The organism is Paenibacillus puldeungensis (assembly GCF_042678945.1).
GTDB lineage: Bacteria > Bacillota > Bacilli > Paenibacillales > Paenibacillaceae > Fontibacillus > Fontibacillus puldeungensis.
This window is the reverse complement of record NZ_JBHTLM010000035.1, coordinates 1-19553: the sequence shown is the minus strand read 5'-3', so window position 1 is coordinate 19553 and position 19553 is coordinate 1. Positions and strand designations below refer to the sequence as shown.

Below are 19553 nucleotides of genomic sequence, written 5' to 3'. Positions count from 1 at the left end.
CCTATAATACCCCTTTGTCCGTAAGCTCTGAGAGTGCAGCGGCAAACTCATCACGGCTAATTCTAAATACCGTCAACCGCTTATGGAGCTGCTTACCGTTGCAGTATCCGATCCCCAGCATCTCGCCGAGTGCTTTGCGTCTTGCGGCTGCATGCGGGTGAACGATCAGCCCCGCCTCCATCAAGTCTTCCCAATCGATATGCCCTTCTACTCCCGGAGCTTCACTTCGCACCTTGGAAAGTGCTTCACGGATCGCTTCCGGCGAGGCGTTCTCGATGCCGATATCCCCCCGCTTGGTCGCGTCAGCCTCGCGCAGGAATGCATGTTTGCAGCCAGGAACCCGATTTGCGATAATTTTACGGATTCGCTCCCCTGCATGATCGGGATCGGTAAAAATGATCACTCCGCGCCGCTCCTGGGCCAAGGCGATTTTCTTCAACGTCATCTCGTTAATCGCCGAGCCCCCAGTCTCAATCGTATCCGCCTCAACCGCTCGCTTTACCGCAACGGTGTCATCCCGGCCCTCTACCACGATGACCTCTTTAATCATGATCCGTCTTCCCTTCTAATAACAAAAAGAAGAGGAATAAATCCTCTTCTAATCCAATGTCTTATTCATCATCCTAATAGTATCTCATTCCCCATGCAAAGTAAAACAAGGTTAGTTCAATTCCGGCTTCGTCGGACCGATTACGTATACCGTGCGCCCCTTCTTCTTGCCGAAATGATTTGCCGCTTTTAACGTGTCATAATACACGTCGATTTTGTGGCCATTGATGGCCCCACCGGTATCTTCCGCTTTACGGAAACCGATGCCCTCTATGAATACCCACCAGCCGAGTGGAACGACATCCTTATCGACGGCTATCGTTCTGCCTTCCGCTACTCGAGTGCCGGAAGCGGTGCGGGTGCCAATACCGTCCTCCTCAGCCGAATAGGCAGTCAGAGTGACGTTCTTCAGTGCCTTTTTATATTTAAATGAGACGCCGCCCTTGGTCGTCAAACCGCCGATACTTACCGCCCCCGCTTTACGCGTAATGCTGGCAGACAGAACGGCTGTCGGCTGCTTCGTACCGACCGCAACGATTTTTGGCTTGGCGTTTTTGGATACCGCTTTTCCTACCCAACGCTTCGCCACAAACTTTCCGTCTTCAAAAACTTTCTCTATGCTGTGAATAACCAACCCTTGGCTGCCTTGTTGGACAACCTTGGTTTTGCCCTTTAGAAGAGTAGCATCTTCCTTCTTTACGACCTTAAAGGGTATAGCTTCTTTCTTCTGCACGGTTTGCTTGTTGACCCGAACGATTTGGATATTTAGATTGGCCGAAACCTCACTGTCCAAGGCAGGGGTTACCTTATCGTCCTTCTGCAGCCTCACACCAAGTTCAGAAACGGCATCCTCAACTTTGGCTTTTGTTGTGAAATGAACCTTTGTGGTTCCATCCAAACTCACTTTAACCGGCACCGCGCGTACGATGACGATACGGTCCCCGTCACCAAGTGAGCTGTTCAGTGGCCGCGAAATGGTATCTTTCGGATGGAGCTGAATGGATTGTTCGTTCAGCACCTCTGCTACCTTTGATTCCTTGGTCTCAACGGCTTGCGCTTTACCGTCAACAACCAGCGATACTTTTTTATGATCTTGGCCGAAAAGCCAGATCAGGATGATGAAGATTACCGCGATGGCCAGAACGCCGACGAGCGTAATCTGGCGTAAATTCTCATGCTTCCATCGCATTGCGTAAGACATGCTGGATGAGCGTGATTCATGGGTCTCCCCTTTGTGGAAAATGCCCATTTCTTCCGTCCTCCTTCATAGTCCCGCCGTCTAGGTCGATGCATGATAACGTTTGACGTGACTACAGTTTTTTTACGAAACGAGTGAAGATTCCCCTCATTTCGCATCCTGCCCCAGTCTGTTCGGCATTTGTCACCTCCTGTTTATCAACAGTATGATGACCCTATTACTTTTATTCAAAACAAAAGAAGCCAAAGAAAGAGTTAGAGGAACTCCTTCGTGGCTTCTTGAACGTCTTGGTGTAATAGCTGCACGAGTTACCTCTCTTATTACGCTTACGAGGTTAGCTGTCGGATTCGGACGAAAGAGAGCCGCCCGTTCTCAGTCATTCGCTCATGGCGCAACGACCTTGAATTCACCCCTAAGACTCTGTAAAGAAATCAATTACAGAAATGGCCAGAACATACTGATCCAGATCTGCATCGGTTCCCCCGTTCTCCTCTCGGAGATTCAGCGAGACTGGTTCATGGAACCAGAGATTGAATGGCTGTTTCAGCTTCCAAGCTGAGCCAAAAACAATCACTGAAAAAATTCTATCCTGTTTCGATGCATGTTGTAAAGGACGAATCAACCACGTTTTTTTAAAAAAATGGTTAAAAAAATGTAATGAACTCGTTTTTATTGTTTAAAATACATTAATCTTTCGAAAATACTCCTTTTTTCATCCCTTTTACTCCGAAATACTCGGGATTCCAAATCGTTCCAGTGCATTTCGGGTTGTAATTTCGGCGATTTCCTCCACCGATACCCCTTTAAGCTCTGCTGCTGCTTCCGCAACCAAACGAACGTTAGCCGACTCATTCCTCTTCCCACGATATGGGTGCGGTGTGAGATAAGGGGAATCTGTTTCGATCAATAATCGATCCATCGGCGTCTTAATCAGAACCTCTTTCGGAGTTTTGGCATTTTTAAACGTGATCGGACCACCGAAAGATAAATGGAACCCCAAATCCAGGCACATTTTGGCGATTTCCCAGCTTCCTGAAAAAGAATGAAGAACTCCGCCGATCTCGCTTGCCTTTTCTTCGCGAAGAATGCGGACAACATCCTCATGGGCATCCCGATTATGGATACAAATTGGCATCCCGAGGCTTCGGGCTAGTCCAATTTGCTTACGGAACACGTCCTGTTGGACATCTTTAGGTGACGTATCCCAATAATAATCGAGCCCGATCTCCCCGATGGCAACTACTTTTTCGTGTTCGCACAATTGTGCAATCCAGTCCAAATCCCCTTCGCGCATCGTTATCGCATCCTGCGGATGCCAGCCGACGGCCGCATAAATAAAATCATACGATTCGGCGAGCTTCATGGTTGTAGGGATTGTGTCGCGGTTAAAGCCGATGTTGATCATCCGCGAAACCCCTTGCTCCAAAGCCCGTGCGATCGTTTCCTCGCGATCGTCATCAAACTCCGGAGCGTCCAGATGAGTATGTGTATCAATAAGCATTAGCCTTAGGTACCTCCTAACGTTTCTGTTCGAATATTTGGGCAATATCACGAGGCAAACGATCCAAAGTTGCGTTTATTTTATTATCAGGATAGTACAAATAATTTTTGCCTCGTCTTAGCCCGCTAATGGAGCGAACGATATCGGATACTTCCGATATTTCCCGCAACCTGTTCTGATGATCCAAAAGTAAAATTTGCTTTTCCTTGGACGCTTCGTCCGGTCGGAACACATCATACGGCAGATCGCTTGGAAAATCAATTTCCAAATCGTATTCAGGATCTAATCCGGCCTCAGCAAACGCGAGACGAATATCCTGGATACGATCTACATCGCATGATTCAAGTTCTACATATTTATACAATTTGCGATCCAAAAAGCGAGTGCAAAGTTCGCTCAGCAAGGTGTCGGATTCATTCTTCCACTGCATGAAGGCAGTTTGCATCAGCGCTTCGTCCAGCAAGAGATAATCACGGACGCTTAATTCTCCTTGAAATAGTCCAGGGAGGGGGTCTGGCAGGAAGAGGAACTCATGGCCTTGTCCATACAGTTGCTTCGCCCGGCGCAAAATTTGCCGCAATATAATCTCTGAACTCCGGGTAACCGGATGAAAGTAAACTTGCCAGTACATTTGATAACGGGACATTAAATAGTCTTCCACGGCATGCATGCCCGACTCTTTGACAACTACCCGCCCTTGGTAGGGACGAAGCATTCTCAAAATGCGGTCCATGTCAATTGTACCGTAATTGACGCCAGTAAAGTATGCATCCCTGAGCAAATAATCCATCCGATCGGCATCAAGGGGACTTGACACCAAATTGACAACAATCGGGTTATCGTAATCTTTCCGAATGACCGACGCCACCTTCTCAGGAAAACCATCCCCAATCGTCCGCAGGACCGAGCTAACCTCCGTATCGCCCAGCAGTATTTTGCAGGTCCAGTCCTCGTGGTGCATCTCAAAAGCCTGTTCGATCGAATGAGAGAAAGGACCGTGCCCCAGATCATGCAAGAGTGCCGCACAGAGCGCAACCAGTTTCTCATCGCTAGGCCAATCGGGGTAAGCCCCTCTCTCGAATTGCGAAATAATCCGCCGCGTAATTTCATATACGCCTAACGAATGGGAAAAGCGGCTGTGCTCGGCCCCATGAAATGTCAAATAAGACGTACCCAGCTGTCGAATGCGACGCAAACGCTGAAACTCTTGCGTATTAATTAGTGACCAGATCACTTCGTCCTGTACATGAATATAATTATGTACGGGATCTTTGAACACTTTCTCTTCGCGAAGCAGGTGATTCATGAGCTAACACTCCTTTACGAAAAAATTTTTATTAGAAGAAAAAGAAAGGATCCTGACCAATGTCGACAGATAATGTCGAATATTGTCGAACTTTGTCATAATAGCAATTTCCAAAATGTCGAATTGCTGCATTTATTGGACTTCCTAGTAGTCATGGGTGATTTCCGTTCTAATATGTGAATTTATTTAGAAATAATAAAGAACTCTACCATAAATAGGTTGACTATTCTGGCAATGGTTGGTATTATAAAAATCATAAAAGATAGAACATTGTCGAATTATGGCACTTAAAAAAATTATAGCGAGAGGGGCAATCTTCGGTTATGATGAAATCAACAGGTATCGTAAGAAAAGTGGACGAATTAGGGCGGGTCGTAATCCCGATTGAATTACGCCGCACACTCGGCATTGGCGAAAAGGACGCACTTGAAATTTATGTAGACGGCGAGCGTATTATGTTGAAGAAATATGAGCCTGCTTGTATTTTCTGCGGAAACGCTGAAAACGTTACTTATTTCAAGGGGAAAATTGTTTGCCATGAATGCATCTCTGAACTTCCTACCCCTGTGACAAATTAAGAATTATAGTATATAATAGATTTACTGAAACTGTTAATTCTAACCTTTTTCATATCTCCTTGGCGCCTTCCTTAGGCTTGAACCCGGCCTAGTGAAGGCCCCTTTTTTTGACCGTTAGGTTAATTTTAGGATTTTTATATAAGATTTGGGATTAACCCCCTAGCTATAACCGCCCCTCTCTAGAGGAGCGCCTTATAAATATCTCTCTTCGAAACTCCGCGATCACCCGCCACTTTCTTCATAGCATCTTTCCGTGTTAACCCTTCTTCGTTCTCATAATGAAGTACATGCTCTTCAATGGACAGCTCTTGCCACCAAGCATCCCGTTTTTCCTTTATCTGCTCCGGACGAGCCCCACTTACAACAAGGCAATATTCACCGAGAGGAGGGTGCTCATTTAACCATTCAAGGCAATCGCGAATAGAGCCCCGGGTCATTTCCTCATATCGTTTCGTTAACTCACGAGCCAGCACAATGTTTCGGTCACCCAAAACCTCCTGAAGTGATTCTAAAGTTTTGATCAGGCGATGCGGCGATTCATACATCAAGAGAGTACTTTCTTCATCCTGCAAAGTGGTCAGAAGTCCTTCCCTTACTTTATTATCTCGCGGTAAAAATCCCAAGAACATAAATCGTTCCGTCGGCAGTCCCGATACGATCAGCGCGGATAACGCCGCGTTCGCTCCCGGAATCGGAATGACGGAAATTCCAGCTTCAAGCGCAAGCTTCACCAGATCGCTTCCAGGGTCGGAAATGGCCGGTAGTCCGGCATCGCTGACGAGTGCCAAATTTTTTCCTTCTATTATAAAGCGTATCAATTCAGGTCCACTTGCCGCCTTATTATGCTCATGATAGCTAAGCAGCTTACCCGGGGAAATTTCAAAATGGGTTAGTAGCTTACGCGTCTGCCTCGTATCTTCTGCGGCTATAATATCGGCTTCACGCAGGGTGCGGACCGCACGATACGTCATATCCTCTAGGTTGCCGATCGGGGTAGCCACTAAATACAGCTTTCCATATCCATCTCTGGCGCCGGATGCGGCCTCAAAGCTCTTTTGCACGTTTACACTCATGATCTTCCCTCTTTTGGTCCGTAGTAAATGTCCATAATCTCCGGGCAATATTGGCCGTTCTCGTTATATACGATCAACGGAGGCAACACCCGCATATCAGGTTTTCCATCCCGCAGCGCTTCGATCAGTACGATATTGGACTCTGCGCCCGCTCTCGGATGTACGAAGCGAATTAACTTCGGCTCCAGCCGATACTGTCTCAGCACGGTAATGATTTCACCCAACCGCTGAGGCTTGTGTACCATCGATACTTTCCCTCCAGGACGTACCAGGCGCATCGCGGAAGCCACCACCTCTTCCAGGCTGCAGTGAATTTCGTGTCTGGCTATCGCCTGGTGTGTATTTAGCTTCACGTCGCCCCCCTTAAGCGGCATATATGGAGGGTTTACTGTAATAGCGTCGTATATACCATGTCCGGTCTCTTTGACCAATTCCCGTAAATCGCCTTCCCGAATCAAAATTTTATCCGTTAGCTCATTCAGCTCCACACTGCGGCGAGCCATATCCGCCAATCGTGGCTGAATTTCGATTCCTTCGATGTTAGCTTTTGTTCTCGTAGACAAGAGCAAAGGAATCACTCCGTTCCCGGTGCAAAGATCGAGAATTTTCCCATACTTCGGTACTGAGGCGAACCGCGCCAGCAGCACGGCGTCCATGGAGAAACTGAACACCTCATCACTCTGAATAATATGCAAGTCGTGTGTGAGCAGGTCATCCACCCGCTCCTGGTCATAAATCGTCACGTTGTTCATAGCGCAACTCCTGCGTTAATTTAAAAAAACCGTAGGGTCATTCCCCACGGTTCATTATTTATTCAAAAAGGACAAACAGAACAAGCAATCGCCTTCCGTACGAAGGTGCCCATAGTAGACATTGCATATATGAAAACCTTCATGATAAAGACGCGCCAGATTATCGTAGCCTTCGCCTACTACGTCAATCTCATCCTTGCCCGCTAACGGACCGACTGTCTTATCTGGGGATGACTGAGGCAAAGGGCCCTCCGCACTTTCCCTCTTGAGTATTTTGCGCAGCTGTTCATTCTCCAGCAGAAGCTGCTGGTTCTCTTCGACCAGCTTCTTCACTTCAAGCATAAGGCTGGCCAAATCGCCGTGTACCTTTCCCATTTGTGTTTCCAGCGCTTGCATATGTGTGAAAATGTCCTTGTTCTCCAAGTTCCCACCCCAGAGTCATCTCTAAAGTTTCTTGAAAAAGTACTTCCTTATTTCAGGACGACATCGTCCAGCGGAAGCTCCTTCACTTTTCCAATTTCGAACAACTGTACATGAACGGTGCGCGAGCCGGCATTGATCCCGACTACTTTTCCTTCCCCTAAAGAGGTAATAACCACTTTTCCAACGGTCGGCAGCTCTTCTTTCACGCTTTCGTAGTTATCATGCTCAAACTTCAGGCAGCACATGAGTCGCCCGCATAAACCCGATATTTTCGTTGGATTTAGCGACAAACTCTGATCCTTGGCCATCTTAATTGAAACCGGCTCAAAATCTCCAAGCCAAGAAGAACAGCATAACACACGCCCGCAAGGACCGATACCGCCAAGCATCTTGGCCTCGTCTCTAACGCCGATTTGTCTGAGTTCAATTCGAGTCCGGAAAATGCTTGCCAAATCCTTGACCAGCTCCCGAAAGTCCACACGGCCCTCAGCGGTAAAATAAAAAATGATCTTATTGCGGTCAAACGTGTATTCCACATCAACCAGCTTCATCTTCAGATCATGATCTCTGATTTTATTTAAACATGTGGCAAAAGCATTCTTTGCCGCAAACTTATTCTCATCAACAACACGGGCGTCGGCATCATCGGCTATGCGGATGACCTTCTTGAGTGGAAGGACGACATCCGATTCTCCTACGTTCTTCTTGCCGACCACCACTTTACCGTATTCGATCCCACGCGCCGTTTCGACTATCACGCTTTGGTCCTTCTCTACCGGGAGTTCCAGCGGATCGAAATAATATATTTTGCCCGCTTTTTTGAAACGGACGCCCACTACAGTGTACAAAAACTAACCCCCTCGTATAGCTCATCAAAGCTCGTTTACTTCTTTATCTATAATGTTCTGCTCATTCACGGGAGAAAGTTACTCTGTCCTTCTTGCTTCTATTTCCCGGATCTTAATGCTGTCCTTCTACAGCGATCAGGAACTGCTCAACACAAAGTTGGGCATTCATATTCTGCCGTAATTTTCTCTTGCACTCCGCAGCCATCCCCATGGCATCAATCCATTGCTGTGGGCTGCGAGATGCTGCATATCTTGTAATGAACTCCAACTCATCTATGAAAATGATTTGATCATGTTTATGATAGAGCGCATGTAACATATCCTTGAACCACAAATGGAAAAGGTTGAACAACATGTCCAAATGGTCGCCTAGCCCCGCTTTGAACAAGCTCTGCTGCGCTGTAATAATAGGAGAACCGCCACGGCCTGCGATTTCCTTCCCTAATTGTAACATTACGTTTCTAATTTCTGCAAACCAATTCTGCTGGATAAGTTCACGGCATGGACCCAGTCCTGCCGCGAGATGAACGGCACTTCGCGCTAAGGTTGAGGGAAATCCCTCCGCCGCCAGAATCTGGAGCATTTTCTCCGGATCAAGCGGGTTAAAAGGAACCCATTGTGCTCGGGATTGAATCGTCGGAAGTAGAGCTCGTCCGTTATCGGACAATAAAATGGCTACTGCCGGTGAAGGCGGCTCCTCCAAAAACTTCAGCAGACTGTTGGCTGCCTGGACTGTCATTTTCTCCGCTTCATCAATAATATACGCCTTCGGATTGCCGCTTTCCGAACGATAAGAGAAAACACGCTGCAAATCGCGGATCTGTTCAATTTTGATCGAGGCTCCATCCGGTTTGACGAGGGTCAAATCGGGATGATTTCCATGCTGCACCTTACGGCACTCCAAACACTCTCCGCAAGCATCATCCCCGCCGCGGGTGCAGAACAACGCCTGGACGAAGGCCATGGCCATTTCCATTTGCCCACTTCCAGGCGGTCCGCTAAAAATATAGGCATGAGATATTTCCTTGCGCCGTAGACTGCTTTGCAGCAGCTGCTTCGCGTTATCCTGCCCGATTATATCCTGAAATGACATGCTGACTTCTCGTCCTTTCAAATAATACCGCTATCTAGAAGCAAAGATTTATGAGCATACCGCGGATCTCACCGATCTTTTGCAGCAGCTCAATTTTCCCCTGTTCCGTCTCCAGCAGCTCGTCGGCCATATCCAGCAAAGCGGAATCAACCTCATCCAGCAGCTTGTATCGTTTCCCGCGGCCGCGTCGATCCCATCCTTTGGCGTCTTTGATGCCGACTCCCCGCCGGACGGTCTCCTCCAAAAATCTCTTGACCATCATGCGATATAATTTCAGTTCTCTGATGGTCATCGAGTGCGCCAAACGGTCGCCCTGCATTTGGATTTCTTTAAATCTCCGGGTCAATTCTTCCTGAGTTGCTTTCTCTCCATGACGCTGCATGACATCGGAAAAACTTTTGTGCTGCACCGGCTTCGGGGGAGTTTCGCTGACTCCTAGATTACTTTTAAGCGGTCGGTATCCCGGATCAATTTTCAAATGTGATCACCGCCAACTAGAATATAATTTATAATTAACGATTTAGAAATGTTCAAAACGATCAACCGGCAATACGAATACAGTTGCTCCTCCGACCTGCACTTCTACAGGAAGAGGCAAATAGGAGTCGGTAGTACCGCTCATCGGTGTAACTGGAGTAACCAATTGTTCACGGATTTTACAACTATTTCGGATGACGTTAAGCACTGTGTCTACCTGATGATCATCAACACCAATCATAAATGTCGTGTTCCCCGCCCGTAGAAACCCTCCGGTACTAGCCAGCTTCGTCGCACGGTAATTTTCCTTCACGAGTGCGCTGGATAGCCGGTTGCTGTCTTTATCCTGGATAATCGCAATAATCAGCTTCATTGCAGTCCCTCCTTATAATCATCAAAAATCTACTTCACCCTATATAATTTGACAGTTATAGCCCAAATTCCTTTAAAGCCTTGGAAAGTTGATGCCGAATCTCGGCAGCCACCTCATCTTTGGTGCGCGATGCATCAATTACTTTGATTCGCTCCGGGTACATATCCGCCACAATTAAATATCCTTCGCGCACTTTTTGGTGAAACTGAAGGCTCTCCATGTCCAGTCGGTTGACTTCCCGCCCCTGCCCGGCAGCGATTCTAGTAAGCCCGAGCTCCGGTTCGATATCCAAATAGAAGGTGATGTTCGGAAAACGCCCGTTAATCGCAAAGCTGTTAATGTTCATTACTTCCTCAATACCTAAACCGCGTGCATACCCCTGATAAGCAAGACTGCTATCAACAAAGCGATCGCAGAGAATGCAGGTGCCCTGCTTTAGCGCCGGCTCCACCTTCTCAGCCAGGTGCTGTCTTCTAGCCGCTGCATAAAGTAAAGCCTCTGTACGCGCATCCATCGTTGTATGTTTCGGGTTTAAAATGATTTCACGAATTTTCTCGGCGATCTCAATTCCTCCAGGCTCACGCGTGGCTATATACGATACGCCATGTTCCTCCAGTACGCGTCCAAGCTCCTGCATCACTGTCGTTTTTCCTGATCCATCACCACCCTCCAGAGAAATGAATAAACCTTCGGCATTACCGCTCATCTGCATCGTTCCCTGCTTTCCTCTTAGTCTTCATAACTTGGATGGCCCGTAGTAAAGGATCCGCTGCCCCTTGGCATTTCGCCTTCGATAACTTAAGCCCGATCAGTCGGTCCTTCGTATCCTCCGTAATCATCTCCCCTGCATATACAAGTGGAATACCCGGAGGGTAAGGGATGATCATTTCCGCGGCTTGCCGGCCGACGCTATCCTCTACGGGGATCGTCTCGATCTCCGCAGGGGATAACGGAGTCAGGCCAAACGGCACGGGTGCTGAGATGGCGGAAGGCAAGGCATCTACGCTTGCTAATGAATCGTTGCTGATACTCATCGTCTCTCGAATGTTCCACGTGGAAAACGGCGTAGGGCCATTTTCTCGAACCGACACCGCCTCCCCAATCCCATCGGCGATTCGCTCCAAAGCTTGCAGCAGTCGCTCGGCTTCCTCCAACGAGGTTCCCGGCCCAAGCGCAAGCACGACATAACGGTCATCGCTCATTTCCGGGATACAGCCTTGCTGCTCCAGCTTTCGTTGTAGTTCGTATCCACTTAAGTCTCCCTTAGCATCGTATAGTACAATCTTTAAGGGATCTTGTATAGTATATGCAGGATCCGCTCCGCACGCGCCCGGCAGTTGTACGATGCCGTAACGCGGCATCTCGCTTAGGCCCTGCTTAATCCGCTCCGCTGCCGCCAGCGGGGCGGCAAACAAGGCAGGGCCTTCTGTCTCAAGCAGGCGGCGGCTTAAGTCGAGCGACGCCATGATCGGGTACGATGGGCTGGAGCTCTGGACCATCGTCAGCCGCCCGCGCAGGAGGCCGCGGTCCAGCAGGCCGCCCTGCACATGCAGCATCGCGCCCATCGTGAGCGCGGTAAGCATCTTGTGGGTCGACTGCACCACGCTGTCGGCCCCCGCGGCCAGCGCGCTCTCGGGCAAGGCCGGGTGCCGCCCGAAGTGGGCGCCATGCGCCTCGTCCACGAGCAGCGGCACGCCATGCTCGTGGCACAGCTCGGCCAGCGGCCGCAGCGCTGCTCCCATTCCGTAGTAGCTCGGGTGCGTGAGCAGAAGCCCTTTGGCGCCGGGGTATCGGCGCAGGGCTTCACGCACCGTCGCCTCTGACGGGATGGTCGCCAGGCCGCTGCCGGCGCCGAGCTGCGGCGCCAAAAACACCGCGTGCGCGTGCGCCAGCATCAATCCGTGAATGACGGATTTATGCACGTTCCGCTGCACGAGGAGCACATCTCCTGGCGAGGTACACACGCTCAGGATCAGTGCCAGATTGCCGGCCGTACTCCCGCCGACAAGAAAAAACGTCTCCTCCGCGCCAAACACCCTTGCGGCCTGTTGTTGGGCCTCCAGAATGACGCCCTCCGGATGATGCAAATCATCAGTCCCCGTAATTTCGGTCGCGTCGATCTTCATGACCTCAGACAATGCCTCGTACGCCTCACGGTCCTTCACGTTTTGAAAGGCTCGTCCGTCCTTATGGCCCGGTACGTGGAAGGAAGCATCTTGTTTCTCTTTATATTTCAGTAGCGCCTCGGCCAAGGGAGCTTGATCCATACCGATTCAACACCTCTATCTAAATCCTTTAATTCAATTGCTTAGTCCATCGCTTCATTTTACCGCTTATGTCCCGGAGAGAGCAATACAAAAGGACCCGCTCCCCATCTGAACAGGTCCTTTAACCAGCGGATCTATACATTTTTCTCCACCCAGATTTGCTTCATCCGATGTATAAAAAAATTGTATTTCTCTTCTCGCACATCGGTATGCACCATTTCCGATTCACACGCATCGCAGATAAACTCCGCGGCGATATGAATGCCCTCCGTCTTCGGCTCCCCGCAAATAATGCACTTTTTTTCGGCAAGCTCATCCATGCCCGATCCCACCTTGTTTGTTTTACTATCAGTATGACACAGATTCTATTATTTTAAACCTTTTCATAGTCGCTATCTACCTTATCATATGCCTGATCCCATAAGGCTGTGTCTGTACGAAGTCAAAACTTTATTTATTCTTCCTTTTGTCCGATATATTTATATGGGCATGTCCCGCCAAAAGGCATGAAGTCATTGTAGGAGGGTTGTTTGTTGAAGTCTGTAGAATCCGGAACAAATGCAACATTTTATCATTATCGGCTGCTCAAAAAGGTCATGGTGCCTAAAGCCTTAGTTCGCAGTTTTACAACACTGCCTTTTATTTGGCTTGCGGCTGAAATGATCTTTATCTCCTGGACTAGCATATTTTTCTTCCTGCTCGCATTTCTCGTTGCGCTATGGATTCAATACGTCGTTTCCCGCTCGGTTCTAATTATAGTGAGTCACTCCTATCACAAACGTTGGCGTTTTTCCCGGCAGTTGCCGTGGATTGGCTATATGCCAGATCAATTTGTCAGATATTCCGCATTTCGCCCAGTTTATCTACATACGGCTTGGATCGGCTGCTGCATCGCCGCTATACTGATTCCTTGGTCACCGGTCTCTTTTGTGTTCGCTTTGTTTTTCTGGCACATTTGGCTGAGCATGCCGACCCTTTTGGTAATATTACGTTTTAGAAAACAACCTAAGGACGGTATGCTTAAAATAACCGGGCTCGATATTTCCTACTATATGCAGTAGTCCTCTTCCAAAATAAAAAGCCTGTTCCCTGCGAAACTACGCGGGGAACAGGCTTTTTTAGACCACTTGGTATTGTGATCTTGAGTGTGTGTTCTTGTCCTATTCTCAGATAAAAATACTGTTTATGGACTACCTTCTATGCCTTGAATGACCGTCTTCTCCTCAAGCTTAGGAACTAGCACAGTAAAGGATTTATCGTGGACCGTGAGCTGCACGATCAATTTTCCTTTTTCAAATACATGCGTTGCTCCTGTGCTCTCTTCTTTCCTTTCCATCCATCCCCACTCTTGAATGGCCTTTTGATAAGCCTCGGGAATTCCGTCTTCCTCACGAAGTCCGGCGATGGAATAATGAACGTAATCCATTTTTGAGTTATTCAGGGCTGTCTCCGTTTGAGTAGCCTCTTTCGGAACGGGGAAGCTTTTCTCCACAGCCGCGCCTACAAAGTTCGTCCATGAGGGCTCGGAAGACGCACAGCCTGCGATGATGCACAATATCATCACGACTACCCACATGAAGCCTAAGGAATATCCTATTTCCTTTCGCCGCATGATTCAATCCTCCTTACCTTAACCTATATGCTGATATGTTTCTCTCTTGATGTCATCCCTGATATAGAATACGGATAGGCTGAAATTCCTAGATGCAATATACCATTTTCATTATAACGGTAGGTCTACGGCTTATCGGTAACAAAAAGGTTACATTCTTTTTGAAAGTCCCTGAATAAAATTAATAATCAATTGGCATTCAACCCATCAAATGGTGTACTCCCTTTTGACAGCAGCTTGCTGAACGGGAATGAAAACTCAGGGAATCCCCCGGCATAAGGCAGGTACTCATAAACTTGGAAGAAAACGTGAAGCGTATCCGGGGTCAAAAAGAAATCGGGATTTTTCTTCAGCTCCTTGAACCCACCAGAATATCCTGGATTTTTGCTAAATTGCTTGGCAATTTCAAGGTTAAGTTGCTTGCGGTAATTGGCATTTTTTCCGAACAAATCGTCCAGGGTTAGTGCTTTCCCATCCTTCAAAGAGAAGGTATACCCTTGGCGGAAGCTGGTACCGTGTGCTCCTCCCAAATATTCGTACGATTCAACGACCAAACCAAGCACACCATTTTGGTTATAGGTGACCAGGTATGAGCTGGAATAGCCGTACGGATTCGGGTTCTCATTTCCTTCAGCGTTTTTTTCCTTAAGCTGTTTATCGATTGTTTCCTTCAACTGCTTCAGATCGTTCATCAGTACATCATTAATCGCCTTCTCGACTTTCTCGTTTCCCGGATAACGTATTTGCGGCGTATTCAAATGAATGGTGACATCCTTCGAGTCCTTGTTGTAAGATTCCGTTTCAACCGTCAGCTTGTTTTCTTGACGAGCCGATGCATTTAGCGTCTTATTGGCCGCATTCCATTCCCCTTGAAACCCTAAATAATCCTTAACCCATTGAAAAGGAACGTAAAGACGTCCATTGATGTTTTTTGCCTCCAGAGGATAGAGATAATACCCGTTAATATCGGGACTGATTCCGTATTCGGAAGCCACCAGCTTCAGCTTTCGGTATCCCTCGCCTATGCTGTAAGTCTTCGTGGCTTTATCATAAGAAAAAGGCATTTTCAATGTATCCCGCAAAAATGATACCGGCACATAAACGTTTCCGGCTAAAGTTAACCCTTGATCTTTCGCCTGAACTCCGTTGAATTTCAATGTAACCTGAGGTGACTCAGCCTTTTTTACGGCACCTTTATGTACAGAGGCTTTAGGTGTATCCGCAGCCGCATGAATAGGTTGGGCCGGTAACAAGAAAGAGCTCCCTATCATCACGGCCCCGGCGATCACAGCCACACTTCGTTGAATTTTCCCGTACTTCATCTTTTTTTCTCCTCCACATCCGTAATTACGTTATTTATAGCAAATCCTGCTTTACGTAATAGCCATATCTCCTTGGCTCCTCCATTATATTCCTTTCGTTAAAGCATTGTTTTACAAGCAGCTTACAATTTTTTCTTTTTTCCGTTTTCATTTCTTTCAATTTTTTAACCTTGTGCAGTTATTTTTTCTGTTAAACTAAGCCTAAAAAGACCCATAAAGAATCCTATTGGAAGTCAGGTCCTTTCGGGTCTTTCATTATAGTATGTTGCCAGACCTCACACCCCCTAAGGGGAAAAGGCCCGCTTTTTTAGATCCATCCCTTATCCTCGGCCTTACGAACCGCTTCAATCCGGCTTTTAACCTCAAGCTTGTTCAATATTTCCGAAATATAATTGCGAACTGTTCCATAGGAAAGGAACAAAGAGGAGGCAATATCTCCGGCACTTAACCCTTGCGCGGCCAGTTTCAATATATCCTTTTCGCGATCGGTAAGCGGGTTTTCCTCGCTTCGGCTACCAAACACCAGCTCCGGCGACACCTCCCGGCTACCGCCCTTCACTCGGCGAATCGCTTCAGCCAGCTTTTCCACCGGCTCATCCTTCAGCAAATATCCTCTCACATTCGCTTTGATCCCCCGCTCAAAATAACCTGGTCTCGCAAATGTAGTCAAAATAATAATTTGGCATTCCGAATTCTCCTGGTGCAGCTGCTCTGCTACGTCAAGGCCGCTTTTCTTCGGCATCTCGATGTCCAGCAGGCAAATATCCGGCTTCAGGCGACGAATCAGATCCAGTGCCTCTTCCCCGTCTCCCGATTCCCCGATCACTTCAATATCATCCTCCAGGCTGAGCAAGGAAGACATCGCTTCTCTTAACAAACGTTGATCCTCAGCAATCACAACCGAAATCATGACCGTTCCCCTCCATTCATTTCTTTGACAGGAATCGGAACGATCACGCTCAATTTTGTCCCCTTATTATTTCCCGGGGAAAGTTCCAGCGAGCCCTCAATCAAAGCCAGCCGTTCCGTCATTCCTTTCAAACCGTTGCCTAGCGAATCCTTTAACTCATCCGGAATCCCTGCTCCGTCATCCTCTACCATGAGTTTAATTGCGTCACCTTCACGCTTCAAATTAATATCGCAGTGCTCAGCACCGCTATGTTTAACAATATTGGTTACCGCTTCTTTAATGCATAAGCTTATAATATTTTGCGTCAGCTCTGATACTCCTTCAAGCGAGACTTCTCCTTGAATTTCATATGTAATGCCGGCAGCCTTTAGCATTTCGGCCGATGCGGCAAGCTCCTCGGATACTTTAATCGCCCGCATATCCGACACGAGCTCCCGAACCTGCTTCAGGGCGGCTCGAGATGTTCTCTCGATCTCCTTGGCTTCCTCCCTTGCGCGCTCCGGATTTTTCATGGCTAATTTCTCAACCAGCTGACTTTTCAGCGTAATTAAGGACAATGTATGCCCAAGCGTATCGTGCAAATCTCGGGCAATGCGAATTCGTTCCTCGCGTTTGACAAGCTCTTTAATTCGTTCGTTGGCACGGTCCAACTCCTCTCTCAAATGCCGGTTTCGATACATGGAACGCATGCCGAAAGGTGTCGTATACATAATGAGGATAAAAGGAATAAAGAATCCCAAACCGGCTGCATCAGCTTTTCCTTGAATAATCGCACGTATGTACATGAAAACGGGAACTAGCAGCACACCCAGGAAAATCACCATGGCATTTCGAAACTTTCGCTGCGGATCGAAATCCACCCCGCTACGCTGTCTATCATAATAATAAGCAATGAAATTGCCAGAAAAGAACCCTAGAAAAATATTATAAGGGCCGTTTACCAAAGTAAGCCCTAATATAATGGCCATCTGTGCCAAAAGCAGACCATCGAATGCCTTGCTGCCGATTTCCACCCAATATAGCTGACGATACGTCACCAGAAACATCAGCAGCAACGTCCAGCCGAACAAACTCTTCCAGCCATGTTGCTGGACCAGATTAAAGGCAGGCATTAGCAGATACAGCAGGAACACATAAGGGAACAACCCCAGCTTTTTCGGAAAAAAAGTAAACTCTCGATGCTCCCTCATCTACACTCACGCTACTTTCTGCTTATTTCGAATATATACGGATAGTATCATAAATACGGCCAAGTATCCCAGTAAAATTGCCACACTCCGGAGTTCAGGCGCCTCGCCTTGGATGATCATCCATGCGCCGTTTCCGTAATTGTAGGAAGGCAACCATTTGCCAATCTGCTGCATAACCTTAGGAAAAATCTCCATCGGCATCCACATGCCTCCGCCAAGCGCCAGTAGAAGATAAAGAACATTGCTAATCCCACTCGCTGTATCCGCCCGTTTCATGGAGCCAATCAAAGTGCCAAGTGCAAGGAATGGAATCGCCGCTATCAAAATCCATAGTCCCGAGAGGATCCATTCTGAAATCGAAAGGGAGACCCCGTTAATAAAGAAACCCGCGATAAAAATAATAAGAATGGAGCACAGATGCATCACCGTTTGCCCGAACATTTTTCCTAGAAAATACACCGAGCTGGAGAGAGGAGTTACTCCGAGAAGGGTAGTCCACCCTTGATTTCGCTCCTGAACGAGGCGGATGCCCATCTGCATAATTGCAGACCCCATCACGCTAAACGCAGCCATAGACATAAGGTAATGAGCCTGCCACTCTCCTTGGTTATCCACCCCGGTGTTAACGACCTTCGTAAAAATGAAATAAAAGATAATCGGCATCAGCAAAGACCAGAAAACATAATAAGGGTTGCGCCATATTCTCAAAAACTCTACTTTACACTGCATTTTTATCGTATTCATTATAAGATCGACTCCTTTTCGTGTACGGTTAGTTGTTCGAATGCTTCATCCAGACTGCCACTATCGATTTGAATATCCCGAACCTTCCATTGATGGCGGAAAATGCTCTCCAGCACGTGATCCGTATTATCCGTCGTCAATACCACTCTTCCATCCACCTGCATGTGATTGTCGGCAAAATCCATTTCGTTCAGCTTGAGATTCAGTTCCTGCTCCGGCATCAACGGGATAAACGACACCGATCGTTTTAGCAATCTGGACTTGATTTCCTGCGGCGTGCCGTCAGCCACAAGCTTTCCTTGATTGAACAATATTATCCGGTGAGCAACATCATCAGCCTCCTGCAAATAATGCGTGGAGAATAATATCGTTTTCCCCGAGGCGGCCAGCTCCTTCACATTTTTCCAAAATTCCCGTCTAGCCGTTATATCAAGCCCTACCGTAGGTTCATCGAAAAAGAGTAAATCCGGATCTCCGCTCAGCGCCAATGCGTAACTCAGACTGCGCTTCTGCCCGCCGGATAGCTTCTCGGCATAGCGGTTCATATCTCGGTCTTGCAATCCGCTTACCCGTTTCAAATAATCCGTATCCGCCGGGTTTGGATAATAGCTTCGAAACAGCTCGATCAGTTCCTTCACCTTCAGCCGATCCATCACGCTAACCTCCTGAAGCATCGCTCCTATCCGCTGGCTGGCGGCGGTTGAACCGGGTTCCTGACCGAACAATTTAATACTGCCAGAAGTCGGCTTCAATAACCCCAGCATCATCAGCATTGTCGTCGTTTTACCAGCCCCGTTGGGGCCCAGCAGAGCAACGATTGAACCTTTTTCCACTTGAATACTTACACCGTCTACCGCTTTTTTATCCTTAAATGCTTTACTTACGTTATTTACTTCAATGATCGTTTCCATCTTCTATCCCTCCGTTTTGCTCCGTTACTTGAAGTCCGTTTCCTTATGTAACTAGCATACCGGAAGATTCTTATGCGGATTAGTTAGAGCTGTCATGACATGAGAATGACAACTGTCATGATCAAGCAAACATTGTGAATCTCCACATCAAAAAAGCACCGCCTTGTAATCGGCAGTGCTCTCGATCGCTTGATGTGTCTTACATTATTCTTTGGCCCCATCCTCTACAGTACCTTAACGCCGACACTGGAAAGTTTTCGTTTTCCGAAGAATGCTGGTTTCCAGTCACTCTATGCACAAACAGCCAAATAAATGCAAAAAGTACATCTATTTGGCCCCACATATCTCATTTTTGAACTTTAGTTGTAAAAAGTGCATTTAAAACAAGCCCACTACCGCCTACTCCGCCATTTCGGCTCATTTAAC

The 19553-nt window shown here is 47.5% G+C and carries 22 protein-coding genes and 1 riboswitch; of the genes, 2 read left to right on the top strand and 20 right to left on the bottom strand.

Annotated elements, in window-relative coordinates; genetic code table 11:
* Position 1: 1 nt before the first annotated feature.
* From rnmV to ACFQ3W_RS25305, 4 genes are all read right to left on the bottom strand, one after another.
* Positions 2–550: a ribonuclease M5 gene (rnmV, locus tag ACFQ3W_RS25320; RefSeq protein WP_379322022.1), complete on the bottom strand. Its 549-nt coding sequence runs from the start codon at positions 548–550 to the stop codon at positions 2–4.
* A 111-nt stretch (positions 551–661) separates the two neighbouring features.
* Entirely contained in the window at positions 662–1798 is a 1137-nt protein-coding gene (locus ACFQ3W_RS25315) for a ubiquitin-like domain-containing protein (RefSeq protein ID WP_379322021.1), read from the bottom strand.
* Positions 1799–2054: 256 nt separating this feature from the next.
* Positions 2055–2264, bottom strand: a riboswitch (cyclic di-AMP (ydaO/yuaA leader).
* 204 nt (positions 2265–2468) lie between these two features.
* Positions 2469–3248, bottom strand: coding sequence for a TatD family hydrolase (locus ACFQ3W_RS25310; protein ID WP_379322020.1), 780 nt, complete (start codon positions 3246–3248; stop codon positions 2469–2471).
* A gap of 16 nt (positions 3249–3264) precedes the next feature.
* Entirely contained in the window at positions 3265–4554 is a 1290-nt protein-coding gene (locus ACFQ3W_RS25305) for an HD domain-containing protein (protein WP_379322019.1), read from the bottom strand.
* Positions 4555–4877: 323 nt separating this feature from the next.
* Between ACFQ3W_RS25305 and ACFQ3W_RS25300 the strand changes: the two genes are divergently transcribed.
* The gene (locus ACFQ3W_RS25300; protein ID WP_379322018.1) at positions 4878–5132 is read left to right on the top strand and encodes an AbrB/MazE/SpoVT family DNA-binding domain-containing protein; all 255 of its coding nucleotides are present in this window, start codon (positions 4878–4880) and stop codon (positions 5130–5132) included.
* A 179-nt stretch (positions 5133–5311) separates the two neighbouring features.
* Here the strand turns inward: ACFQ3W_RS25300 and rsmI are convergent, their stop codons facing one another.
* The 10 genes from rsmI to ACFQ3W_RS25250 all read right to left on the bottom strand — a co-directional run bounded on the left by rsmI (position 5312) and on the right by ACFQ3W_RS25250 (position 12758).
* The gene (rsmI, locus tag ACFQ3W_RS25295; protein ID WP_379322017.1) at positions 5312–6205 is read right to left on the bottom strand and encodes a 16S rRNA (cytidine(1402)-2'-O)-methyltransferase; all 894 of its coding nucleotides are present in this window, start codon (positions 6203–6205) and stop codon (positions 5312–5314) included.
* Complete coding sequence (locus ACFQ3W_RS25290) at positions 6202–6957, bottom strand: tRNA1(Val) (adenine(37)-N6)-methyltransferase (RefSeq protein WP_379322016.1); 756 nt, start codon at positions 6955–6957, stop codon at positions 6202–6204. Before ACFQ3W_RS25290 ends, rsmI begins: the two co-directional genes overlap by 4 nt.
* Positions 6958–7011: 54 nt before the next feature.
* Positions 7012–7380: an initiation-control protein YabA gene (locus ACFQ3W_RS25285; protein WP_379322015.1), complete on the bottom strand. Its 369-nt coding sequence runs from the start codon at positions 7378–7380 to the stop codon at positions 7012–7014.
* A gap of 47 nt (positions 7381–7427) precedes the next feature.
* Entirely contained in the window at positions 7428–8228 is an 801-nt protein-coding gene (locus tag ACFQ3W_RS25280; RefSeq protein WP_379322014.1) for a PSP1 domain-containing protein, read from the bottom strand.
* A gap of 112 nt (positions 8229–8340) precedes the next feature.
* The gene (gene holB, locus ACFQ3W_RS25275) at positions 8341–9321 is read right to left on the bottom strand and encodes a DNA polymerase III subunit delta' (protein WP_379322013.1); all 981 of its coding nucleotides are present in this window, start codon (positions 9319–9321) and stop codon (positions 8341–8343) included.
* Positions 9322–9355: 34 nt separating this feature from the next.
* A complete protein-coding gene (locus ACFQ3W_RS25270; protein WP_379322012.1) occupies positions 9356–9799 on the bottom strand; it encodes a YaaR family protein in 444 nt (147 codons plus the stop codon).
* Between the two features lie 42 nt (positions 9800–9841).
* Positions 9842–10171, bottom strand: coding sequence for a cyclic-di-AMP receptor (locus tag ACFQ3W_RS25265; RefSeq protein ID WP_379322011.1), 330 nt, complete (start codon positions 10169–10171; stop codon positions 9842–9844).
* A 55-nt stretch (positions 10172–10226) separates the two neighbouring features.
* On the bottom strand, positions 10227–10877 hold the full coding sequence (tmk, locus tag ACFQ3W_RS25260) for a dTMP kinase (protein ID WP_379322036.1): 651 nt from the start codon (positions 10875–10877) through the stop codon (positions 10227–10229).
* Positions 10867–12438, bottom strand: coding sequence for an aminotransferase class I/II-fold pyridoxal phosphate-dependent enzyme (locus ACFQ3W_RS25255; protein ID WP_379322010.1), 1572 nt, complete (start codon positions 12436–12438; stop codon positions 10867–10869). The genes tmk and ACFQ3W_RS25255 overlap by 11 nt, the downstream gene beginning before the upstream one ends.
* Before the next feature lie 134 nt (positions 12439–12572).
* Entirely contained in the window at positions 12573–12758 is a 186-nt protein-coding gene (locus ACFQ3W_RS25250; RefSeq protein ID WP_379322009.1) for a sigma factor G inhibitor Gin, read from the bottom strand.
* A gap of 213 nt (positions 12759–12971) precedes the next feature.
* Between ACFQ3W_RS25250 and ACFQ3W_RS25245 the strand changes: the two genes are divergently transcribed.
* Positions 12972–13499: a hypothetical protein gene (locus ACFQ3W_RS25245; protein ID WP_379322008.1), complete on the top strand. Its 528-nt coding sequence runs from the start codon at positions 12972–12974 to the stop codon at positions 13497–13499.
* Positions 13500–13621: 122 nt separating this feature from the next.
* Here ACFQ3W_RS25245 and ACFQ3W_RS25240 read toward each other — a convergent pair whose 3' ends face one another.
* From ACFQ3W_RS25240 to ACFQ3W_RS25215, 6 genes are all read right to left on the bottom strand, one after another.
* Complete coding sequence (locus tag ACFQ3W_RS25240; protein WP_379322007.1) at positions 13622–14050, bottom strand: hypothetical protein; 429 nt, start codon at positions 14048–14050, stop codon at positions 13622–13624.
* Positions 14051–14238: 188 nt separating this feature from the next.
* Positions 14239–15372, bottom strand: a complete 1134-nt coding sequence (locus ACFQ3W_RS25235) for a PdaC/SigV domain-containing protein (protein WP_379322006.1) — start codon at positions 15370–15372, stop codon at positions 14239–14241.
* A gap of 307 nt (positions 15373–15679) precedes the next feature.
* Positions 15680–16282 carry a response regulator transcription factor gene (locus ACFQ3W_RS25230; protein ID WP_379322005.1) on the bottom strand — a complete coding sequence of 201 codons (603 nt, stop codon included), beginning with the start codon at positions 16280–16282 and terminating at the stop codon, positions 15680–15682.
* Entirely contained in the window at positions 16279–17472 is a 1194-nt protein-coding gene (locus ACFQ3W_RS25225) for a sensor histidine kinase (protein ID WP_379322004.1), read from the bottom strand. The genes ACFQ3W_RS25230 and ACFQ3W_RS25225 overlap by 4 nt, the downstream gene beginning before the upstream one ends.
* 6 nt (positions 17473–17478) lie before the next feature.
* Positions 17479–18216, bottom strand: a complete 738-nt coding sequence (locus tag ACFQ3W_RS25220; protein ID WP_379322003.1) for an ABC transporter permease — start codon at positions 18214–18216, stop codon at positions 17479–17481.
* Positions 18216–19127, bottom strand: a complete 912-nt coding sequence (locus tag ACFQ3W_RS25215) for an ABC transporter ATP-binding protein (protein ID WP_379322002.1) — start codon at positions 19125–19127, stop codon at positions 18216–18218. The genes ACFQ3W_RS25220 and ACFQ3W_RS25215 overlap by 1 nt, the downstream gene beginning before the upstream one ends.
* Positions 19128–19553 lie beyond the last annotated feature (426 nt).